This window comes from Salinimicrobium sp. 3283s, assembly GCF_039602225.1.
Taxonomy (GTDB): Bacteria; Bacteroidota; Bacteroidia; order Flavobacteriales; family Flavobacteriaceae; genus Salinimicrobium; species Salinimicrobium profundisediminis.
Genome location: NZ_CP143631.1, coordinates 2365349 through 2382443, shown reverse-complemented (window position 1 = coordinate 2382443; position 17095 = coordinate 2365349). Strand labels below are relative to the sequence as shown.

Annotated in this window: 18 protein-coding genes; 7 read left to right on the top strand and 11 right to left on the bottom strand. The window is 42.2% G+C overall.

Annotation, left to right across the window (positions count from 1 at the left end):
• The first annotated feature begins 24 nt into the window (after window positions 1-24).
• Complete coding sequence (meaB, locus tag VS868_RS10610; RefSeq protein WP_345597332.1) at window positions 25-1101, top strand: methylmalonyl Co-A mutase-associated GTPase MeaB; 1077 nt, start codon at window positions 25-27, stop codon at window positions 1099-1101.
• Here meaB and VS868_RS10605 read toward each other — a convergent pair.
• A complete protein-coding gene (locus VS868_RS10605) occupies window positions 1086-2036 on the bottom strand; it encodes an NAD-dependent epimerase/dehydratase family protein (RefSeq protein ID WP_345597330.1) in 951 nt (316 codons plus the stop codon). The genes meaB and VS868_RS10605 overlap by 16 nt on opposite strands.
• A 140-nt stretch (window positions 2037-2176) precedes the next feature.
• Between VS868_RS10605 and VS868_RS10600 the strand changes: the two genes are divergently transcribed.
• From VS868_RS10600 to VS868_RS10590, 3 genes are read left to right on the top strand one after another with little or no spacing between them, the layout of a single operon-like run.
• On the top strand, window positions 2177-2893 hold the full coding sequence (locus tag VS868_RS10600; protein ID WP_266067905.1) for a glycosyltransferase: 717 nt from the start codon (window positions 2177-2179) through the stop codon (window positions 2891-2893).
• Window positions 2886-3509 (top strand): lipid-A-disaccharide synthase N-terminal domain-containing protein, encoded by a 624-nt coding sequence (locus VS868_RS10595; protein ID WP_266067906.1) that lies wholly within the window; start codon window positions 2886-2888, stop codon window positions 3507-3509. The genes VS868_RS10600 and VS868_RS10595 overlap by 8 nt, the downstream gene beginning before the upstream one ends.
• Entirely contained in the window at window positions 3502-5124 is a 1623-nt protein-coding gene (locus VS868_RS10590) for a phospholipid carrier-dependent glycosyltransferase (RefSeq protein WP_345597326.1), read from the top strand. Before VS868_RS10595 ends, VS868_RS10590 begins: the two co-directional genes overlap by 8 nt.
• On the opposite strand, the gene VS868_RS10585 is transcribed toward VS868_RS10590, so the two are convergent.
• From VS868_RS10585 to VS868_RS10570, 4 genes are all read right to left on the bottom strand, one after another.
• Window positions 5087-5680, bottom strand: a complete 594-nt coding sequence (locus VS868_RS10585; RefSeq protein ID WP_345597324.1) for a phosphatase PAP2 family protein — start codon at window positions 5678-5680, stop codon at window positions 5087-5089. The two genes, VS868_RS10590 and VS868_RS10585, sit on opposite strands and share 38 nt — an antisense overlap.
• Window positions 5681-5683: 3 nt before the next feature.
• Window positions 5684-5911 (bottom strand): hypothetical protein, encoded by a 228-nt coding sequence (locus tag VS868_RS10580; RefSeq protein WP_266067909.1) that lies wholly within the window; start codon window positions 5909-5911, stop codon window positions 5684-5686.
• 2 nt (window positions 5912-5913) lie between these two features.
• The gene (locus VS868_RS10575; protein ID WP_266067910.1) at window positions 5914-7296 is read right to left on the bottom strand and encodes an MATE family efflux transporter; all 1383 of its coding nucleotides are present in this window, start codon (window positions 7294-7296) and stop codon (window positions 5914-5916) included.
• A 65-nt stretch (window positions 7297-7361) separates the two neighbouring features.
• Window positions 7362-8777 (bottom strand): M20/M25/M40 family metallo-hydrolase, encoded by a 1416-nt coding sequence (locus VS868_RS10570; protein WP_345597320.1) that lies wholly within the window; start codon window positions 8775-8777, stop codon window positions 7362-7364.
• A 171-nt stretch (window positions 8778-8948) separates the two neighbouring features.
• On the opposite strand from VS868_RS10570, the gene VS868_RS10565 reads away from it, so the two are divergent.
• A complete protein-coding gene (locus VS868_RS10565; protein WP_266067912.1) occupies window positions 8949-9548 on the top strand; it encodes a hypothetical protein in 600 nt (199 codons plus the stop codon).
• A 35-nt stretch (window positions 9549-9583) separates the two neighbouring features.
• Here the strand turns inward: VS868_RS10565 and VS868_RS10560 are convergent, their stop codons facing one another.
• Complete coding sequence (locus VS868_RS10560; protein ID WP_266067913.1) at window positions 9584-11509, bottom strand: tetratricopeptide repeat-containing sensor histidine kinase; 1926 nt, start codon at window positions 11507-11509, stop codon at window positions 9584-9586.
• 394 nt (window positions 11510-11903) lie between these two features.
• Here VS868_RS10560 and VS868_RS10555 point away from each other — a divergent pair, with 394 nt between their 5' ends.
• A complete protein-coding gene (locus VS868_RS10555) occupies window positions 11904-12071 on the top strand; it encodes a hypothetical protein (protein ID WP_266067914.1) in 168 nt (55 codons plus the stop codon).
• 226 nt (window positions 12072-12297) lie between these two features.
• Here VS868_RS10555 and VS868_RS10550 read toward each other — a convergent pair whose 3' ends face one another.
• The 5 genes from VS868_RS10550 to VS868_RS10530 all read right to left on the bottom strand — a co-directional run bounded on the left by VS868_RS10550 (window position 12298) and on the right by VS868_RS10530 (window position 16153).
• Window positions 12298-12573, bottom strand: a complete 276-nt coding sequence (locus VS868_RS10550; RefSeq protein ID WP_266067915.1) for an ATP-dependent Clp protease adaptor ClpS — start codon at window positions 12571-12573, stop codon at window positions 12298-12300.
• 50 nt (window positions 12574-12623) lie between these two features.
• The gene (gene prmA, locus VS868_RS10545; protein ID WP_345597316.1) at window positions 12624-13460 is read right to left on the bottom strand and encodes a 50S ribosomal protein L11 methyltransferase; all 837 of its coding nucleotides are present in this window, start codon (window positions 13458-13460) and stop codon (window positions 12624-12626) included.
• Between the two features lie 12 nt (window positions 13461-13472).
• Window positions 13473-14225 (bottom strand): triose-phosphate isomerase, encoded by a 753-nt coding sequence (gene tpiA / locus VS868_RS10540; RefSeq protein ID WP_345597314.1) that lies wholly within the window; start codon window positions 14223-14225, stop codon window positions 13473-13475.
• 265 nt (window positions 14226-14490) lie between these two features.
• On the bottom strand, window positions 14491-15585 hold the full coding sequence (locus tag VS868_RS10535) for a BT_3928 family protein (RefSeq protein WP_345597313.1): 1095 nt from the start codon (window positions 15583-15585) through the stop codon (window positions 14491-14493).
• A gap of 10 nt (window positions 15586-15595) precedes the next feature.
• Window positions 15596-16153 carry a DUF1599 domain-containing protein gene (locus VS868_RS10530; RefSeq protein WP_266071056.1) on the bottom strand — a complete coding sequence of 186 codons (558 nt, stop codon included), beginning with the start codon at window positions 16151-16153 and terminating at the stop codon, window positions 15596-15598.
• Between the two features lie 86 nt (window positions 16154-16239).
• Between VS868_RS10530 and folP the strand changes: the two genes are divergently transcribed.
• On the top strand, window positions 16240-17064 hold the full coding sequence (gene folP, locus VS868_RS10525; protein WP_266071058.1) for a dihydropteroate synthase: 825 nt from the start codon (window positions 16240-16242) through the stop codon (window positions 17062-17064).
• The last annotated feature ends 31 nt before the right edge of the window (window positions 17065-17095 follow it).

The window sequence follows — 17095 nt, the reverse complement described above, 5'->3', positions numbered from 1 at the left end:
CTCCACCTAAAAACTAATCCCGGTTTGAAAAATAAATCTGCTCTACACGAATCTGAGGGCACTCATCCCTCTTCAGAAGTTAATGCTGTAATGGCAAAAAAGATAAGGGATTCCAGGAGAAAGGAAACCTCCATAGATGAAATCTTCACCCGCCTTAGGGCAGGCGACAAATCGGCTTTAAGCCAGGGAATTACGCTGGTGGAGACTAACCAGCCAAAGCAACAGGAAAAGGCTGCGCAGCTTATCGAAAAATGCCTTCCATACGCCAACAATTCTATAAGGATTGGGATCACCGGTGTGCCGGGAGTTGGAAAAAGCACTTTTATAGAAGCCTTTGGGGTTCACCTGGCTGATGCCGGAAAAAAAGTTGCTGTGCTTGCTGTAGATCCCAGCAGCAGCATTTCGGGCGGAAGTATTCTGGGTGATAAAACCCGTATGGAGACGCTGGTAAATCATGAAAATGCTTTTATAAGGCCTTCGCCATCGGGAGATTCCCTTGGCGGGGTGGCAAAAAAGACACGCGAGACCATCATTCTTTGCGAAGCGGCAGGCTTTGATACGCTGCTTATTGAAACTGTAGGGGTGGGACAAAGTGAAACTACCGTGCACAGTATGACCGATTTCTTTTTACTACTGAAACTTGCCGGGGCCGGAGATGAACTACAGGGTATTAAACGCGGAATCATGGAAATGGCCGATGCTATTGTGATCAATAAAGCCGATGGCGAGAACAGGAAACCTGCCGAAAGAGCCCGTGCAGAATTCAGGAGAGCCCTTCACCTCTATCCCGCCAAAGAAACCGGATGGCAACCCAAGGTGTTGCTCTGTAGTGCCTATTACAAAGAAGGTATTTCTGAAGTGTGGGAACTCATTTCAGACTACGAGCAGAAGCTAAAAGAAAATGGAAACTTCAGCAAAAAGCGACATGAACAGAATAAGTTCTGGCTGCTACAAACCATTAATGAGCACCTTAAAAGCAGGTTCTACAATGAACCCGAGATCAAAATTCTGCTTAAGCAACAGTTAGAAGCGCTAGAAAATAATGAAACCACGCCTTTTGAAGCGGCAGCTTTTCTGCTACAGCGTTACAGGGAATTATGAATAAATTTTTTATACCACTCCACTTGCTGGCGCAAACCTTCTTTTAAGGTAGTTTTGGGTTCATACCCGAGCAATTTTTTGGCCTTTTGAATATTGGCCAAAGTCCTTGACTGGTCTCCCTGCCTTTTTGGCTTTACCTCAAGCTTAATCTTTTTCCCCAGGAGCTGCTCAACCATATCAATTCCCTGCTGGGTTTTGTGCTCATCTACCGCACCCAGGTTGATGATCTCCCCATCCAGAATCTCATGTTTTTGAATTGCTTTAAGGATACCCTCTACAATATCCCCCACGTAAGTAAAACTGCGAAGATGCTTTTCACTCCCTTCAAAAATAGGAAAAACCTCATCGTTCATTCCGCAGGCGATAAGTTTGGTATAAAGCTTTTCGGGTCTTTCACGCGGGCCGTAAACCGAGAACAACCTAAGGGAAGAAGCCTTAAGTTCTTTAGCGCGACTCTTTGCCAGTACCAGTTGTTCTGCCGCAAGTTTTGAAACTCCATACCAGGAAGCCGGCTTTGGAGCGACAGTTTCAGGGAAAGTTGCCTCCAGGCCATAAACTGAAGAAGTTGAGATATTAAAAAAATGCTTCAGGTTTGGATTCTTTTCTGCAAATTCGAGCAAATGCTGTGTAGCGCTCACATTATTGCTAAAATATTCATCAAAAGTACTTTCAGAAGAAATGCCGGGCTGGGCTGCGAAGTGCAGGATAAAATCGAAATCTGAAGGCAAAAGCTTATAATCACCGGTCTCCCGAAGATCCATTTTTATCACCTCAATACCTATTTCATAGAGAGATTCCGTATTAATTTTTTTCAAGGAGACATCATAGTAATCAGAAAAGTTATCTACTCCAACGACCTCATAACCTTCTTGTTGTAAACGTTCTGCAGTGTGAGATCCTATAAAACCTGCAGCACCCGTTACCAGTATTTTCATTCTCAAAAAAATTTTCTCCCTAATTATTCCAGGTATTTTACCTCTGCAAAGAAACAAATATTATTTCAAAGAGACTTCTTCCCCATCTACCTCACAGGAAATGTAATATTATTACCTTTGCGCCGCATACCTCATATTTAATGAAATACGAATTTACCATTCTGGTCCCTCTGTACAACGAAGAGCCAAATTTGCTTAGAGTAGAGCAGGAACTGGATCTCTATATTAAAAAGGCACCGGTTAAGACCTGCGTGCTTTTTATCAACGATGGCTCTACAGACAATAGTCTGCAGCTTGTACAGGAGATTTCCCGCCGAAATGAAGCCTTTAAATTTATTTCTTTTGATCGCAATTATGGATTGAGTTCGGCTATCAAAGCAGGGTTTGATCATGCAGATACTCCTCTCATAGGTTATATAGATTCTGACCTGCAAACAGATCCCGAGGATTTTAACCTGCTCCTGCAGCACATTGGTGAATATGACCTGGTGACGGGGATGCGCACCAATAGAAAAGATTCGGTAAAAAAGAACCTGTCTTCCCTGATCGCTAACGGCATAAGACGCAGTTTTACCCAGGATGGGATGGATGACACCGGTTGCCCCCTCAAAGTGATCAAGGCCGATTATGCAAAGCGAATCCCTATGTTCAAAGGGTTGCACCGATTTTTACCTGCCATGGTTTTACTGCAAAATGGAAGGGTAAAACAGGTTCCTGTAAGGCACTATGCACGTATAGCCGGAAAAGCAAAATTCCACCTCCTTAACCGGTTGGCAGGCCCTCTTGTAGATTGTTTTGCTTTTTTGTGGATGAAAAGAAGTTACATCAACTACAAAGTAGCTGAAAAAAATGAATAGCTGGCTGGTCTACAGCATTGGGTTTACAGCGCAGATCCTGTTCTCAACCCGGCTCCTGCTACAGTGGATTGCTTCTGAAAAACAAAAAAAGGTGCTTACCCCTGCCCGTTTCTGGAAGGTTTCACTCTTTGCCTCTTTTTTGCTTTTTGTTTATGGCTACCTCCGAAGTGATTTCTCAATTATGCTGGGGCAGGCTCTTACCTATTTTATCTATATAAGAAACATGCAGCTGCAGGGAGAATGGAAAAAAATGGCAAAATGGTTACGCCTTTTCCTCTACTTCTTTCCGGTGTTACTGTTTATGTATTCATACAACAACAACACTTATGATATAGAGAAGTTGCTCTACAACGAAAATATCCCACTGTGGCTATTGGTGCTGGGGTCTTCGGCACAGGTAATCTTTACTCTTAGATTTGTATATCAATGGGCTTATTCTGAAAAGGTTAAAGAATCTGTTTTGCCTTTGGGATTTTGGCTGCTCAGCTTTTCGGGTTCAGTCCTTATCCTTATCTATGCGGTTCTTCGAAAAGATCCCGTACTTTTTGTTGGCCACATAGTGGGCAGCGTAATCTATGTTAGAAATATGGTTTTAATAAGGAGAGAACATGACTAAAAATCAGCAATACCTGCTTTACATCCTGCTTGTATGGGCATTGATCTTCGTGGTGCACCTTGATGTTATTTACATTAATATCATGGAAGCCCGTAATTTTATTACTGCCCGCGAAATGGTGACCAACGATAACTGGATTCTCACTACGCTCAATGCAGAAGCCCGATATGAAAAACCCCCTTTACCCACCTGGCTTACGGCCATAAGTGGAATACTCTTTGGCTTTACCAGTGTATTTGGGCTGCGCCTGCCGGCGGCACTGGTCACCTTGCTGCTGCTGTACACCTTCTACAGGTTATTGCCAAAACTTGAAGTTAGCCTAAAACAATCCTTTTTAGCCACTTTGATTCTCGCCAGCTCATTCTACATAATATTTATGGGCCGCAACGGGCAATGGGATATTTTCACCCATTCTTTTATGCTCGTAGCCATATACTTTCTATGGAATTTTTTCGGCAGTGAAAAAAACCTTCTCAAAAATGCCATTTTTGGAGGGATATTTCTGGGCTTCTCCATAATGAGCAAAGGCCCTGTTTCCCTTTACGCGCTGCTCCTACCATTTCTAATTGCCTATGCAAGTGTTTATAAATTTAAAGGTTTTAAAGAAAAGTGGAAATCTTTCTTAGTTCTCCTGGTTTTGGCCCTGGGAATTGGCGGCTGGTGGTTTATTTATGTAAGGCTGGCTGATCCTGTTGCTTTTATAGAAATTACCTCCCGGGAAGCCACCCGCTGGACGAATTACAATGTGCGGCCTTTTTATTATTACTGGAGCTTTGTTGTTCAAAGCGGCATTTGGACCATCCCTGCCTTTGTTGCCCTCTTATATCCATATTTAAAGAACAGAGTCGCAAATAAAAAAGCTTACAAATTTGCCCTTTTCTGGACCCTTGCAGCCGTTGTCCTTTTGTCAATTATCCCCGAAAAGAAGTCCCGATACCTCCTGCCGGTGCTTATCCCCATGGCTCTCAATACCAGTTTTTATATAGAATACCTTTTCAGAAGGTTTAAAGACCTTTCAAAAAAGGAGGGCTATGTTGTGTACTTTAATCACGGACTCATCGCTGTAATTGGCCTGGCTTTCCCCATTGCAGGATATTTTATGCTGGAGCTTGAAGGGCACTGGTTTTGGTATATTTCGGCTTCGGTGATACTGCTTGGGCTGGCCGTAGCTTTATTGTACTTCCTGAAAAAGAGGAAATATCCTTATGTCTTTTTTCTGACAATAGCCTTTATGTGCGGAATTATGAGCTTCGCCTTTCCGCTTTCAGATGCTTTTCTGAAAAACCCTGACTTCAGAAATTTTGATGAACTTCAGAAGTTTGCTGAAGCTGAAGAATTTCAGGTGTATGAATATGTTTCAGAAACTCCTGAAATTATATGGGAATATGGAGAACCAATTCCGAAGTTACACGCTGACGAGCTACGTTTACCCGAAGCAGACAGATTTGGTATTATACTTCAGGAAAAAGATTCGGCTTTTATAGATACTCTAAAAAGGGATTTTAGAGTGCTGTCTTCCAGGAGATATGACCTCAACTATGTAAGCCCCGAAGCCTCTACGTACAAAAGCAGGCTTATTAGGATGTTTTACCTGCTGGAGCGTCGCCGGGAGTAAAAAACCTACGCCCCAGGAACAGGAACAAACGATAGAAGGCATATCCAATTACAATCCCAAAGAACCAGCCGGTAAGCACATCGCCGGGATAATGCACCCCAAGATAAATGCGGCTGTAGGAAACCAGCAATCCCCAGAAAATAAGTACCGGAAAGATGTGCTTCCAGTAACTTTTAAGGATCATCCCTAAATAAACCACCAGGGCTGCCGAACTCGCCGCATGCGCAGAAAAATACCCAAACCTGCCACATCTCACAGCAACAAAGCGGGAATATTCCATAATACCTGCCTGCCTGCAAGGCCGGGGGCGTTCAAAATAGTGTTTAAAAAGGTTTGCAAGTTGATCTGTACAGGTGATCACTAATGCGACAAGCACCAGGGAAAGCAAAGTTTTCTTCCACCCTAAAGCCCTGTAAAGGAAAAACACCAGCAGTGCGTAAAATGGAATGGAAGCCCATTTATTGGTAATAAAATTCCAGAAATTATCCCAGGCAGGTTCGCCAAGATTGTTGAGAAATAGGAAAAGTTCGTGATCTAGTTCTACCAATTGCTCCATAGGCTATTCATCATATCTCGAAATTTCGCGATCATAAAAGTCGTTAGCCTGTTGAATGAGGCCTTCGGCTTCAGAAGCGAGTTCCTTTTCATCGGAGGCATCAAAATCTTCCAGCCACTCTACTTCATCGTCTTCAAGATTTAATATAAAACGCGGAAATTCAGTATGAATTATAAAAATAGCGTCGGGATAATCGGTATTATCACCTAAGAGGAATTTTGGAAAATCCATAGTTATTCAGATATTTTTTGTTTCTCCGGCTCGTTCGCAACAGCCGAAAAAAGTAATTTTTTGCTCAAAGAATTAAATCGAAGATACAACATAAAAGCAGATGCGCTAAGCCCGGCGAGTAATCCGAACCAAATTCCCATACTGCCAAGGCTGGTTTCCTTTCCCAAATACCAGGACACGGGGAAACCGATGATCCAATAAGCAATGAAGCAAATTACGGTGGGAAATTTGACATCCTGCAAGCCCCTTAAAGCGCCCAGGATCACCACCTGCAAACCATCACTTAACTGAAATAGTGCGGCTACGACTAAAAGTTGTGCTGCAAGTAAAATCACTTCTGCATTATCTATGTACAGCGTGGGCAGCCAATCTTTAAGAAGTATAAAACCTACGGCAAACACTGCTTCAATGAAAAAGACCAGTAAAAATGTGGATAATGCTATACGCCGAAGGTCGTGATAATTTGCTTTTCCCTTTTGATTCCCCACCCTGATTGTGGCGGTAACCCCAAGACCTACTGCGACCATAAAGGTCATAGAGGCAAGGTTGAGCGCAATCTGATTTGCCGCCTGCGGATTTGTTCCCAGGGTACCGGCTAGAAAAACTGTTGCCGTGAAGATAGCCACTTCAAAGAGCATTTGCAGGGCCGTGGGAAAACCAAGGGCAAATAACCTCTTAAAAATGTCAATTTTGAGGAGGCCTTTCCGGGACCAGACAAAATACTGCCGGAATTTTTTCTTCCTTCTTAAGATCTCCCAGATAAACCAGATCATAAAAAACCTTGAGATCAAAGTTCCCATGGCCGCACCTTCCAGTTCAAGGCGCGGAAAGATCCAGATTCCATAAATCAGCAAATAATTGAATACAATATTCACCACATTGGCTATCAAGGTAGCATACATGGCATACCGGGTTTGAGACAGGCCGTCGGCAAACTGCTTATAGGCCTGAAACAGCATAAGCGGGATCATAGAAAAAGCCACAATCTCGAGATATGGTATTGCCAGGTCTACCACTTCGGGTGGCTGGTCAAGATGATAAAGTATTGGTTTTGCCAGCAGGAGCAGGAGAAAAAGAAAAATCCCATTGATCCCACACATGATAATACCGTGGTGAAAATAGCTTTTTCCGGTCTCGATATCTCCCGCCCCATCAGCTTCAGCAATGAGTGGCGTGATGGCAAAAGAAAACCCGATTCCAAGGGAAAGCGCTATAAAGACGAGGCTGTTGCCCAGTGAAACCGCTGCGAGAGGTGCAGCACCCAGCCGGCCAACCATAATATTATCGGCCAGCCCAACCATCACATGTCCCAGCTGGCCCAGCATTACGGGATAGGCAATGTTTAAATTCTTTCCAAATTCTTTTGTGTAGGCAGTAAGTTGCACCCTTATAGTTTAAGGCTGCAAAGATAGAAAGTTTAGTTACCAGACAGCGTTAGCCGACCATACTTTTATTTAGGGATTTCGGGATCGTTCTTAATATCGTCAAATCCGTATTTATCTACAAGATAAACCAGGGAAGCCATAGTGGCCGCTCCAAGTTCAAGTTCGCGTTTATTCACCGATTCAAAAGTATCGGTAGCTGCGTGATGGTGATCAAAGTACCTCTGAGAATCGGGCCTTAGTCCTGCCAGCACCGTGCTTTCATTCCTGAGGGGGCCAATATCTGCCCCGCTGCCTCCTCTTGCAAAATAGTGAATAAGATAAGGTTCAAAAAGGGGTTTCCAGGATTCAATTTTTTCAAATTGTGAATCTCGTGCATCAAATGAAAAACCACGGGGTGTAAACCCGCCAGAGTCACTTTCAAGCGCAAAAATGTGGTTTTCACCATTCTGTTTGGCTACTTCGGCATATTTATTTCCACCTCTTAGGCCGTTTTCTTCATTCATGAACAGCACCACCCGAATAGTTCTCTTAGGCCGAACTCCTGCTTCCTTAAAGAGCCTTAAAACTTCCATTGACTGCACCACCCCGGCACCATCATCATGAGCTCCGTCGCCTACATCCCATGAATCGAGATGCCCTCCAACTACGATGTACTCATCTGGGCGTTCACTGCCTTTTATTTCACCAATAACATTGTAAGACTCTACATCTTCAAAATTACGGCAGTTCATTTTATAGTAAAAATCGAGATCTTTATTCAGCTTTAGCAAGCTGCTAAGGTATTCGGCATCTTTAGTACTTATTGCAGCTGCAGGAATCCTTTTACTGTTGGGCAGGTCTCCATAACTCATTGAGCCTGTGTGAGGATAATCATCTATTTTATGAGAAAGCGATCGCACAATTACTCCTACCGCACCATATTTTGCAGCCTCGGCCGCACCAGAATAGCGTTGATCTACACAACCCCCGTAGGCTTCAAAAGTATGAATGAGATCGGCTCGCATAGGCCGGTTATAAAAAACAATCTTCCCTTCAATTTGTTCTTTTCCATATCTCGCCAAATCTTCAATACCCTGCACTTCAATCACTTTAGCTCTAAGACCTGTATCGGGAGTAGCGACAGACCCGCCCAGAGCAAGTATATTTACTGTATTTGAAGGAGAACCGGGAGATTGGATATAGGCATATTCGGGATTACCGCGCGTCCACTTAGGAACCATCACCGGCTGTAACCACACCCGGTCAAGTCCCAGCTTTTCAAGTTCGGCTTTAGTGTAATCTACAGCGCGCTGTGCATTCACAGAACCAGATAACCGGCCTCCAATCTTGTTGGACAGGTGATCTAACCATGCGTAGCCCTGTCCCTGAAGCAGAGCCACATCATAAAGTTTGCGAATATAGAGAGAATCTGCTTCGGAATTGGACTGCGCTCCTGCATTTAAAGCCAGAAGTAGAATAAGGAAAAACGGAATTTTTTTCATAAGATTTTTACTGATCAAAAAACAAATGTAAAAAACCATTCCAAAACAGCTTCAAAATGAAAATATAATTAAGATTAATCTCTGAAGCTGTTTTCTTCGAGATTGAATTTTATTCTTCCGAAGAAGCCAAACTCAAGTCATTTTTCTATCTTTCGGAAAAATTTAACGTCCTTGAACAAGCAGAAAATAATAGACAACGTCTCTACTCTTTTACAGGAAGTCCCTACCTCAATGGAGATCGTTAAAGACGATAACAAACGGGAAAAGAGATTTCACTACCTGGCAACTTACATGGTAGAAAAGGCCATTGAAAAAGATGCGCTTATTACCTCTCCCGATGAAAAAGGCATAGCTATTCTTTTCAAGACAAACAGCAGTGACAAGAATTTCTGGAAAGATCTTATTATGGATCTCAAGCTGGCCATTAATGTGACCGGCATTAAAAAAGGACTTGCCGCAATGAAAGTGCAGAAGTATGTAAAATCTCAGCGGCCAAAAGAAGGAGATTACCTCTACTGCTGGTTCTGGGGAATATTGAGTGATGCCCGGGGAAGTGATGATGCAAAAATAGCGTATGACATGAAAAATAAATTTTATGCCATTGCGCAGGAACTACAACTTCCTATTTATGCTGAAACCAGAATAAAACGTATAAGCCTGGCTTACCGCCGGTATGGCTTTGAATTATTCAATGAATGGGATCACCCTAGTGGAGATAAGATGTACTTCTTAAAATATACTCCTCCTCCAAAAGATAATTCACAAAACTAGAGCTTCCCGGCTCCTGAATTTTTTTAATTAAAATTTTATGAACTCAGGGGCACAGAGAGCTCTGCCTTTAACCCTTTTCCTGAAGTGTCAAAAATGGCATTTCCTTTAATGGTTTTTAGCCGCTCCTTCAGGTTTTTAATGCCATTCCCGTTTTCGAGGATTGATGCATCTACCCCTACTCCATTATCAGAATAACTGATCTTAAGACATTTTTCTTCCGTAGAGAAAATAAGGGCTATGAGTTTGGCTTTGCTGTGTTTTCTCATATTCACCATCATTTCCTGAAGAACGCGATACACCACTATTTTCGTTTCACGGCTTAAGTTGCGCCAGTTGATGGTGTTCTCTCCACGTACAATTAATCGGGTTCCGGTTGGTACTGCACCAGAGAGCATGTTGAGCAGACCCGATAAATATTCTTCTCCTGTTGCAATCTCACTGTTTTCACGGGAAAAATCGCGGGTGCGCTGGTAAATATCCTCCAGCCGGTCTACCACCACTGCAGGGGCCACCGGTTCAATAGAACTCATTACATGGTAGATGTCATTTGCGAGTTCATCATGGATTCTCTTTGAGATCCTGCTTTCGGTAAGATATATTTGCTTTATTTTTTCCCTTTTTCCGCGCTGCCTCACGTTATAAAAAAATGTTCCGGAAATTATTAAGATCAAAAGGGCAGCAAGAGAACTAATGATATTGCGGGTTCGCATTTTCTCTGTTTGCAAATGCTGCGTTACATTTTCAGCTTTTAAAAGGTGGATTTGTTGCTCCTTTTTCTCTTCGTCAAATCTTATTTTTGCGAATTGGAACCTCAACCTGGTATCAGCTTCTTCAAGACTGTCGTTAAGAAAAAGGAACCTGTCTATATATGCCTCTCTAGTTTTCCCTTCAGTTAGCGGAATGAGCCTTTTTAGAGCATCAACCTGCGCTGTGGGATACGAAAGCTGAATGGCCTTATCGTAATATTTTTCGGCATAATATTTTGCTTTGCCGCTGTTAATATTCCTGAAGTAATCTGAAAGGTGAAAATAACTTGCTATTAAACCTGAATGGTCATTTATTTCCAGCCTTTTCTGCATCACCTCTGTAAGAACGGCCTCTGCGTTGGTAGTAGAATCCTGTAACCACTTTGTATACGCATGATTTTCACGATATCTCAATCGTGAAAGTTCGTCGATCTCATCAGATTTTAAAATTTCTTCAAAGATCTCAATTGCTTCAGAATAGTCTTGTTGATCTTTATGTAAGAGAGCAATATTGTGAAGATAGCTGATACTGTCCTCCCTATCTACAGCGTACCTTAAGGCCTGCTTGTACTCTTTGAGCGCTTCAGAAAAAAGCCTTTGAGTACCATAGGATAACCCCAGTACATTATATGCAGAACTCACATAATTCGCGTCCCTGGTATGGTCCAGATATTTTATAGCTTCGGTAGCAGTTTCCTGGCTTCCCACAATATCTCCTAAGCCAAGCTGCGCGTTAGCCATGTCAAGAGACCGCCTGCCTGCCATGCTTGTATCGCCATATTTAAGGTACAGGTTACGGGAATAAAAGGCATTTCTGAATTGTTCTTCAGGATTATTATTTCTGAAAATCTGGGATTTCCTGAAATAGCCTTTAGCTTCATAAAACAAATCACCCTGAAACCGTGCCGTTGTGATAAGGCTATCTATCCAGAACGGAACACTATCCATTTCGCCCAGGCGAAGAAATGCAAACACCTTCCCATCCAGCAGCGCTACCAGCGAGGTATCTTTTTTATCTGTAACGGCATCAAGGCCTTTATTGTAGAATTCAAGCTTCTTATGAGGATCTGAAGTATCCAGCCCCATTAGATAAAAATGGCCAGCGCTACCCGGTGCGGGCCGGGGCTCCTCCTCTTTCCTGTCTTCCTCCCCACAACCATTAAAGGCAGAGAAGCAAAGAATGAGTAAGAGACTGAAGATCTGCGCTTTTTTCATAACACAAACATAGTAAAAAGCATTAACAGAAGTTTAAGATTTACCCGAAAAACCTCATCATCCTTTCTAAAAAAGAAAATTTGTACCAGGCCATTAACTTTATCCTACTGGAATATCAATCTTACCGATTTCCTCTGATTTACCACAGTTTACACGAGTTTTAAATTTAGCTTCCCCTCTCAGAAAACTTTCCCGCACCAGCCTTTCCCCTTCTCTTTTTTACCCGCCCTCACAAAAAATTCAGGCATCTATAAATCATTCTAAAGAAGAAGTTAAACACCTGATTTTTATGATTTTAAATCAAAACGTTTATTAAATTTAAGCTACGGCTACTGGGGGTTATGTAGCTTTCTGTCCAAACTCAACAAGGGGCAGAATTTAAAAAAAAAAGATCATGGACACAGAAAAAAAATTCGAAACAGGGAAGTCATCCACCCTGCCAAAAAAACCAGGAGTGACAACTAAGGAATCAAGAAGAAGAGACTGGGGCTATACAGACCAATATCGCCGTATGATGCAAAGAGACTCACGAAAAAGAACTGAGTCTAAAGAGGAAAAATAATTCTTCACTTCTCTTGTAGAAAAAGCAGCAGTATGGTTTTTGGAGCAGGCATTTCTGAGCCAGGACCTAACCCTACTATTTAAAAATTCACTTAAACTCAGCTTCCGTTGAACTGGAAAGTTTCGGAAGGTGCAGAAAGAATCCCTGATTTTTGAACTACCAGAAATAATAAAGGGTAAGAATTCCGAAGAATCTTACCCTTTATTATTGAATTCAAAAGAAGTTGCTATACGATTTCTGCAGACAGGCCTTCTTCTAGAAGTTTTCCGCAGCGCGGCTCCAAATCTTTGTATGTTCCGGTTTTAACAGTACACTTACCTTTGTAATGCACCAGGAGAGAACACTGTTCGGCCTGCTCAGGTGTATGCTCGCACACAACAATAAGCGTTTCTATTACATGATCAAACGTATTGTAATCGTCATTATACAGGACGATCTCATAAAGTTTTGATTCTTTTGTTTCAACTTTCTTTTTTTCAAGAACTTCTTCTTGTGCACTCATAGTCAGACATTTTCATTTGAAAAAACAGGCTTAAAGATAAGAATTTCTTTTCAGTTTTTATGCTTTGTAAATTTTAAAGCGACCCAGTCTTCCCGTTCTTTATAATCATTGTATTCCATCCCGTACTTTTCACATTCCTTTTTGATCACGGGAATATCTTTTGAATAGAATCCGCTGAGATAGAGTTCCCCGCCCTCATTAAGGCTATTATTGTAGGTTCCCATATCCTCAAGCAAGATATTCCTGTTGATATTGGCAATGATCACATCATAGTGACGACCCTGCAGTAGCTCTGCCCCGCCTTCAAAAGTTTCGATTTTGTGGCAGTCATTTCGCTCCACATTCTCCAGCGTATTCTGGTAACACCAATTGTCTATATCAATGGCATCAAGCTGAGAGGCACCACGTTTTTCGGCTACAACAGCCAATACTCCGGTGCCGCAACCCATATCCAAAACTTTTTTTTCCTGCAGGTCCTGCTCTAAAATAAATTCTATCATCATGTGAGTAGTAGCATGATGCCCGGTTCCAAATGACATTTTAGGCTCAATCACAATGTCATACTTCACATCTGGCTTGGGGTGAAACGGAGCTCTTACCCCACATTGGTCATTAACAACAATGGGGTGAAAATTCTTTTCCCACTCAATATTCCAGTTTACCTGTTCAATTTCTGTCTGGGTAAAGGAAATATCGAATTCATTAGACTGGAGTATGTGTATTCCCGCCATTGACTCTGCATCATATTCCTCTTTAGGAATGTAAGCAGTAATTCCGTCTTCATTCTCTACAAAGCTTTCAAAGCCTGCCATGCCCAGTTCGGCAATAAGGATCTCTGATGCCGGCTGTAGAGGTTCAATTAAAAATTTAAACTCCAGATAATTCATACTATTCTCTTATTAAAAAGCCTCTACAATCGCTAAGAAGTCTTCGGCTTTAAGGCTCGCACCTCCAATTAGGCCACCGTCCACATCTTCTTTAGCAAATATCTCCTGCGCATTTCCGGGCTTTACGCTGCCTCCATAAAGAATTGCAACATTATTAGCCAGTTCACTTCCAAACTTTTCAGCAATGGTTTTTCTGATAAAAGCATGCATTTCCTGTGCTTGTTCTGGAGAAGCAGTTTCTCCGGTTCCAATTGCCCAAACAGGTTCGTAGGCGATCACTATCTTGTTCCACTGCCCTTCAGAAACATGAAAAATGCCTTTTTCCAACTGACTTTTCACAACGTCAAAATGTTTTTCAGCTTTACGTTCATTCAGTTCCTCTCCGCAGCAAAAGATCACTTCCATATCATTTTCAAGAGCGGTATCAACTTTCTTTGCAAGCAGTGCATCTGTTTCTTTAAAAATGGCACGACGCTCGCTATGTCCAAGAATAACGGTTTTCACACCAATGCTGGTAAGCATAGACGCAGATACCTCGCCGGTATAAGCCCCATCACTATTCTCATTCATGTTTTGTGCAGCAACATCTATAGATGAATCTCTCAAAGATTCAAATGCGTGGTGTAGATTTGTGAAAGAAGGCGCCACGATAACGCGCACATCCTGATCTTTTTTATATGATTTTTTGATGTTTGACAGCAAATCTTCGGTTTGCGCCAAATCATTGTTCATTTTCCAGTTTCCGGCAACTATTTTGTCTCTCATAATGGTTGTTTTAGGGGTAAATAAGTATTTGTAATTAATAGATTGGCCGAAATTTTTCTCATTGCCCGGCCTGAACTACAAATATAACATTGCCACGGCTAAGAACCTGCGGAAAAACGAGAAAAAGCATAAAAATAAGGTGTCAAAAATGCCTTTTTTGGCCCTCTTTTTTCTACGGAAGCAATTCGGAATATTTCGAATGAACTAACTTCGGAAAATAAATACTTCAGAAAATACCCTTCAAAAATGCCATTTTTGGAACCCTCTAAAACTGAAGTTTTTCAGCATCACTCCAGTGCAGCTTTTCTACAATAGTTCCTTTGTGAAGCTTCACCAGGCCGGGATTGCTCCGGATTATTGTTTTAAGTGCAGTTTCATCGCTGAAATACCAGTCAAGATCAAGATTGTATTTCTCATTTATTTGCTCCTTGAGCTCCTCCCCTGAAGCCGAAAGGCCTATCACCCTGTAGCCATTGCTGCGGGCACGCTCTACTACTGCATCGAGCTGCTGTAAGCCGGGGGCTTCGCTGCGCCTAAGACTGTAAGCCACAACCATAAGCAGTTTATCTTCAGCCAGAAGGGAAGAAATATGGTTTTCGCCGTCTTTTTCAATAGAAAAATCGTGAATTGGCGGCTCATAACCTTTTTGCACGAGCTGGGTTTCTACCTCGAGAAACTCCCCGTCCACATTGGGATAAGATCCCTGAGTTGTAAAAACCTTCTCTTCGCCGTTTACGCGGAACTTCCAGTTATAATCATAAACCGCCTGGGGCGCACCCTGCGGTACGGTCATGGCCTGGGCAATATTTGTACCTTCCTTATAAGCCCTGAAATCGAAGACTGGCAGGTGCATCAAAACATAATAGGCAAAAATGAAACACAGCATAAAACTCAAAAACACGATCCATCTATGAGATGCCCGGGCAAAATAGTGTGTAAGGTACTTCCTGTTGAAAAACAGGATAAGAATAAGCACCAGCAGTATCATATCCTTATAAAATGACTGCCAGGGCGTGAGAGGAATTGCATCGCCAAAGCAACCACAATCGGTCACCTTATTGTAGTAGGCGGAGTAAAAAGTGAGAAAGCCAAAGAAGATCACCATAAGCAGCAGTGCCCAGGTAGTAAATTTTGGCAGGTAGCCAATGAGCAGCATAATGCCCAGTACAAGTTCAAATACCACCACCAGAATGGCGATGATAAGTGCAAAGGGCGCTAAAAATTCAAGATCGAGTACCGAAGGGCTAAAATACTCTTCCAGTTTGAATGAAAAACCTATAGGGTCATTCAGCTTTACAAATCCGGAGAAAATGAACAAGAGTCCGACTATCCAACGGGAAACCTCTACCAGAATTTTCATAGTATATTGCTTAAGTTTGGCTTAATTCGCTTTTTTCATGAATGTGTATAAGGGCAAAAACTGCGTAGTTGATCATGTCTTCATAATTTGCTGCTATGCCTTCGCTCACGAGTGTTTTACCTTTATTATCTTCAATTTGTTTAATGCGAAGCACTTTTTGAAGAATAAGATCGGTAAAAGAACTTACCCGCATATCGCGCCAGGCTTCGCCATAATCGTGATTTTTATTTTCCATGAGCTGCTTTGTACGGGCGGTAGTGCGCACATAAAGCTCCTCGACCTCCTCATTTGAAAGATCGGGCTGGAGGGCAACTCCTTTTTCAAGCTGAATCAAAGCCATCACCGAATAATTGATGATGCCAATAAACTCTGGCACCTCACCTTCATCTACTTTACGCACTTCATTTTCCTGAAGCCCCCGAATTCGCTGTGCTTTTATAAAAATTTGATCTGTAAGGGAAGGAAGCCTTAAAATACGCCATGCACAGCCATAATCTTTCATTTTTTTAAGGAAGAGACTGCGGCATTCGGCGATCACAGCATCATATTGGGCGGAAGTATCCTTCATAGAAACGGGTAATTTGTGTAAATTTCGCTGATTTTATTCTATTCGTCAAAGTTAATTTTTCCAACCAAAAAACAGCAATTTTTAAGATGTATATCAACTGTAAAGGCCGCCTTATAGATCTCTCTGTTCCAAAAGTTATGGGAATCCTCAACATTACTCCCGATTCGTTCTATGATGGAGGACGCCGCACAAGCCTCGAGGAACACCTGGCACAGACAGAGAAAATGCTGCTTGAGGGAGCCGATTTCATAGATATAGGTTCCTATAGCAGCAGGCCCGGCGCCGAAGATATTTCGGAGGAAGAAGAACTTCAGCGAATACTTCCGGTAGTAGAAGCCCTGGTAGAGAAATTTCCAGACATTATTATTTCTATAGATACCTTCCGAAGTGAAGTGGCTCGACAAAGTGTTGAAGCCGGAGCAGCCATTATCAACGATATTTCCGCAGGAAACCTTGACGATAAAATGATGGAAACGGTAGCGCAACTACAGGTACCTTATATCATGATGCACATGAGAGGTAATCCTAAAACCATGAAAGACCTGAACCAGTACGAAGATCTTACTCAGGACGTTCTCTCATATTTTTCTGAAAAAATTGACCTGGCGAGACAGCTGGGCATCAATGACCTAATTATAGATCCGGGGTTCGGATTTTCTAAGAATGTAACACAGAATTTTGAATTACTGTCTCATCTGGAATTATTCGAAAACCTGAATTTGCCGCTTTTATCTGGCCTCTCCCGGAAATCACTTATCTACAAAACTTTTAATACCACACCCCAAGAAGCCCTTAACGGCACTACTGTTCTCAACACAGTATCTTTGATGAAAGGAGCTCACATTCTTAGGGTGCATGACGTAAAAGAAGCGGTAGAATGTGTGAAATTGATTGAGCGGCTGAAAAACTAGTTTATAATTTTTTACATTTACCAAAAAGCAC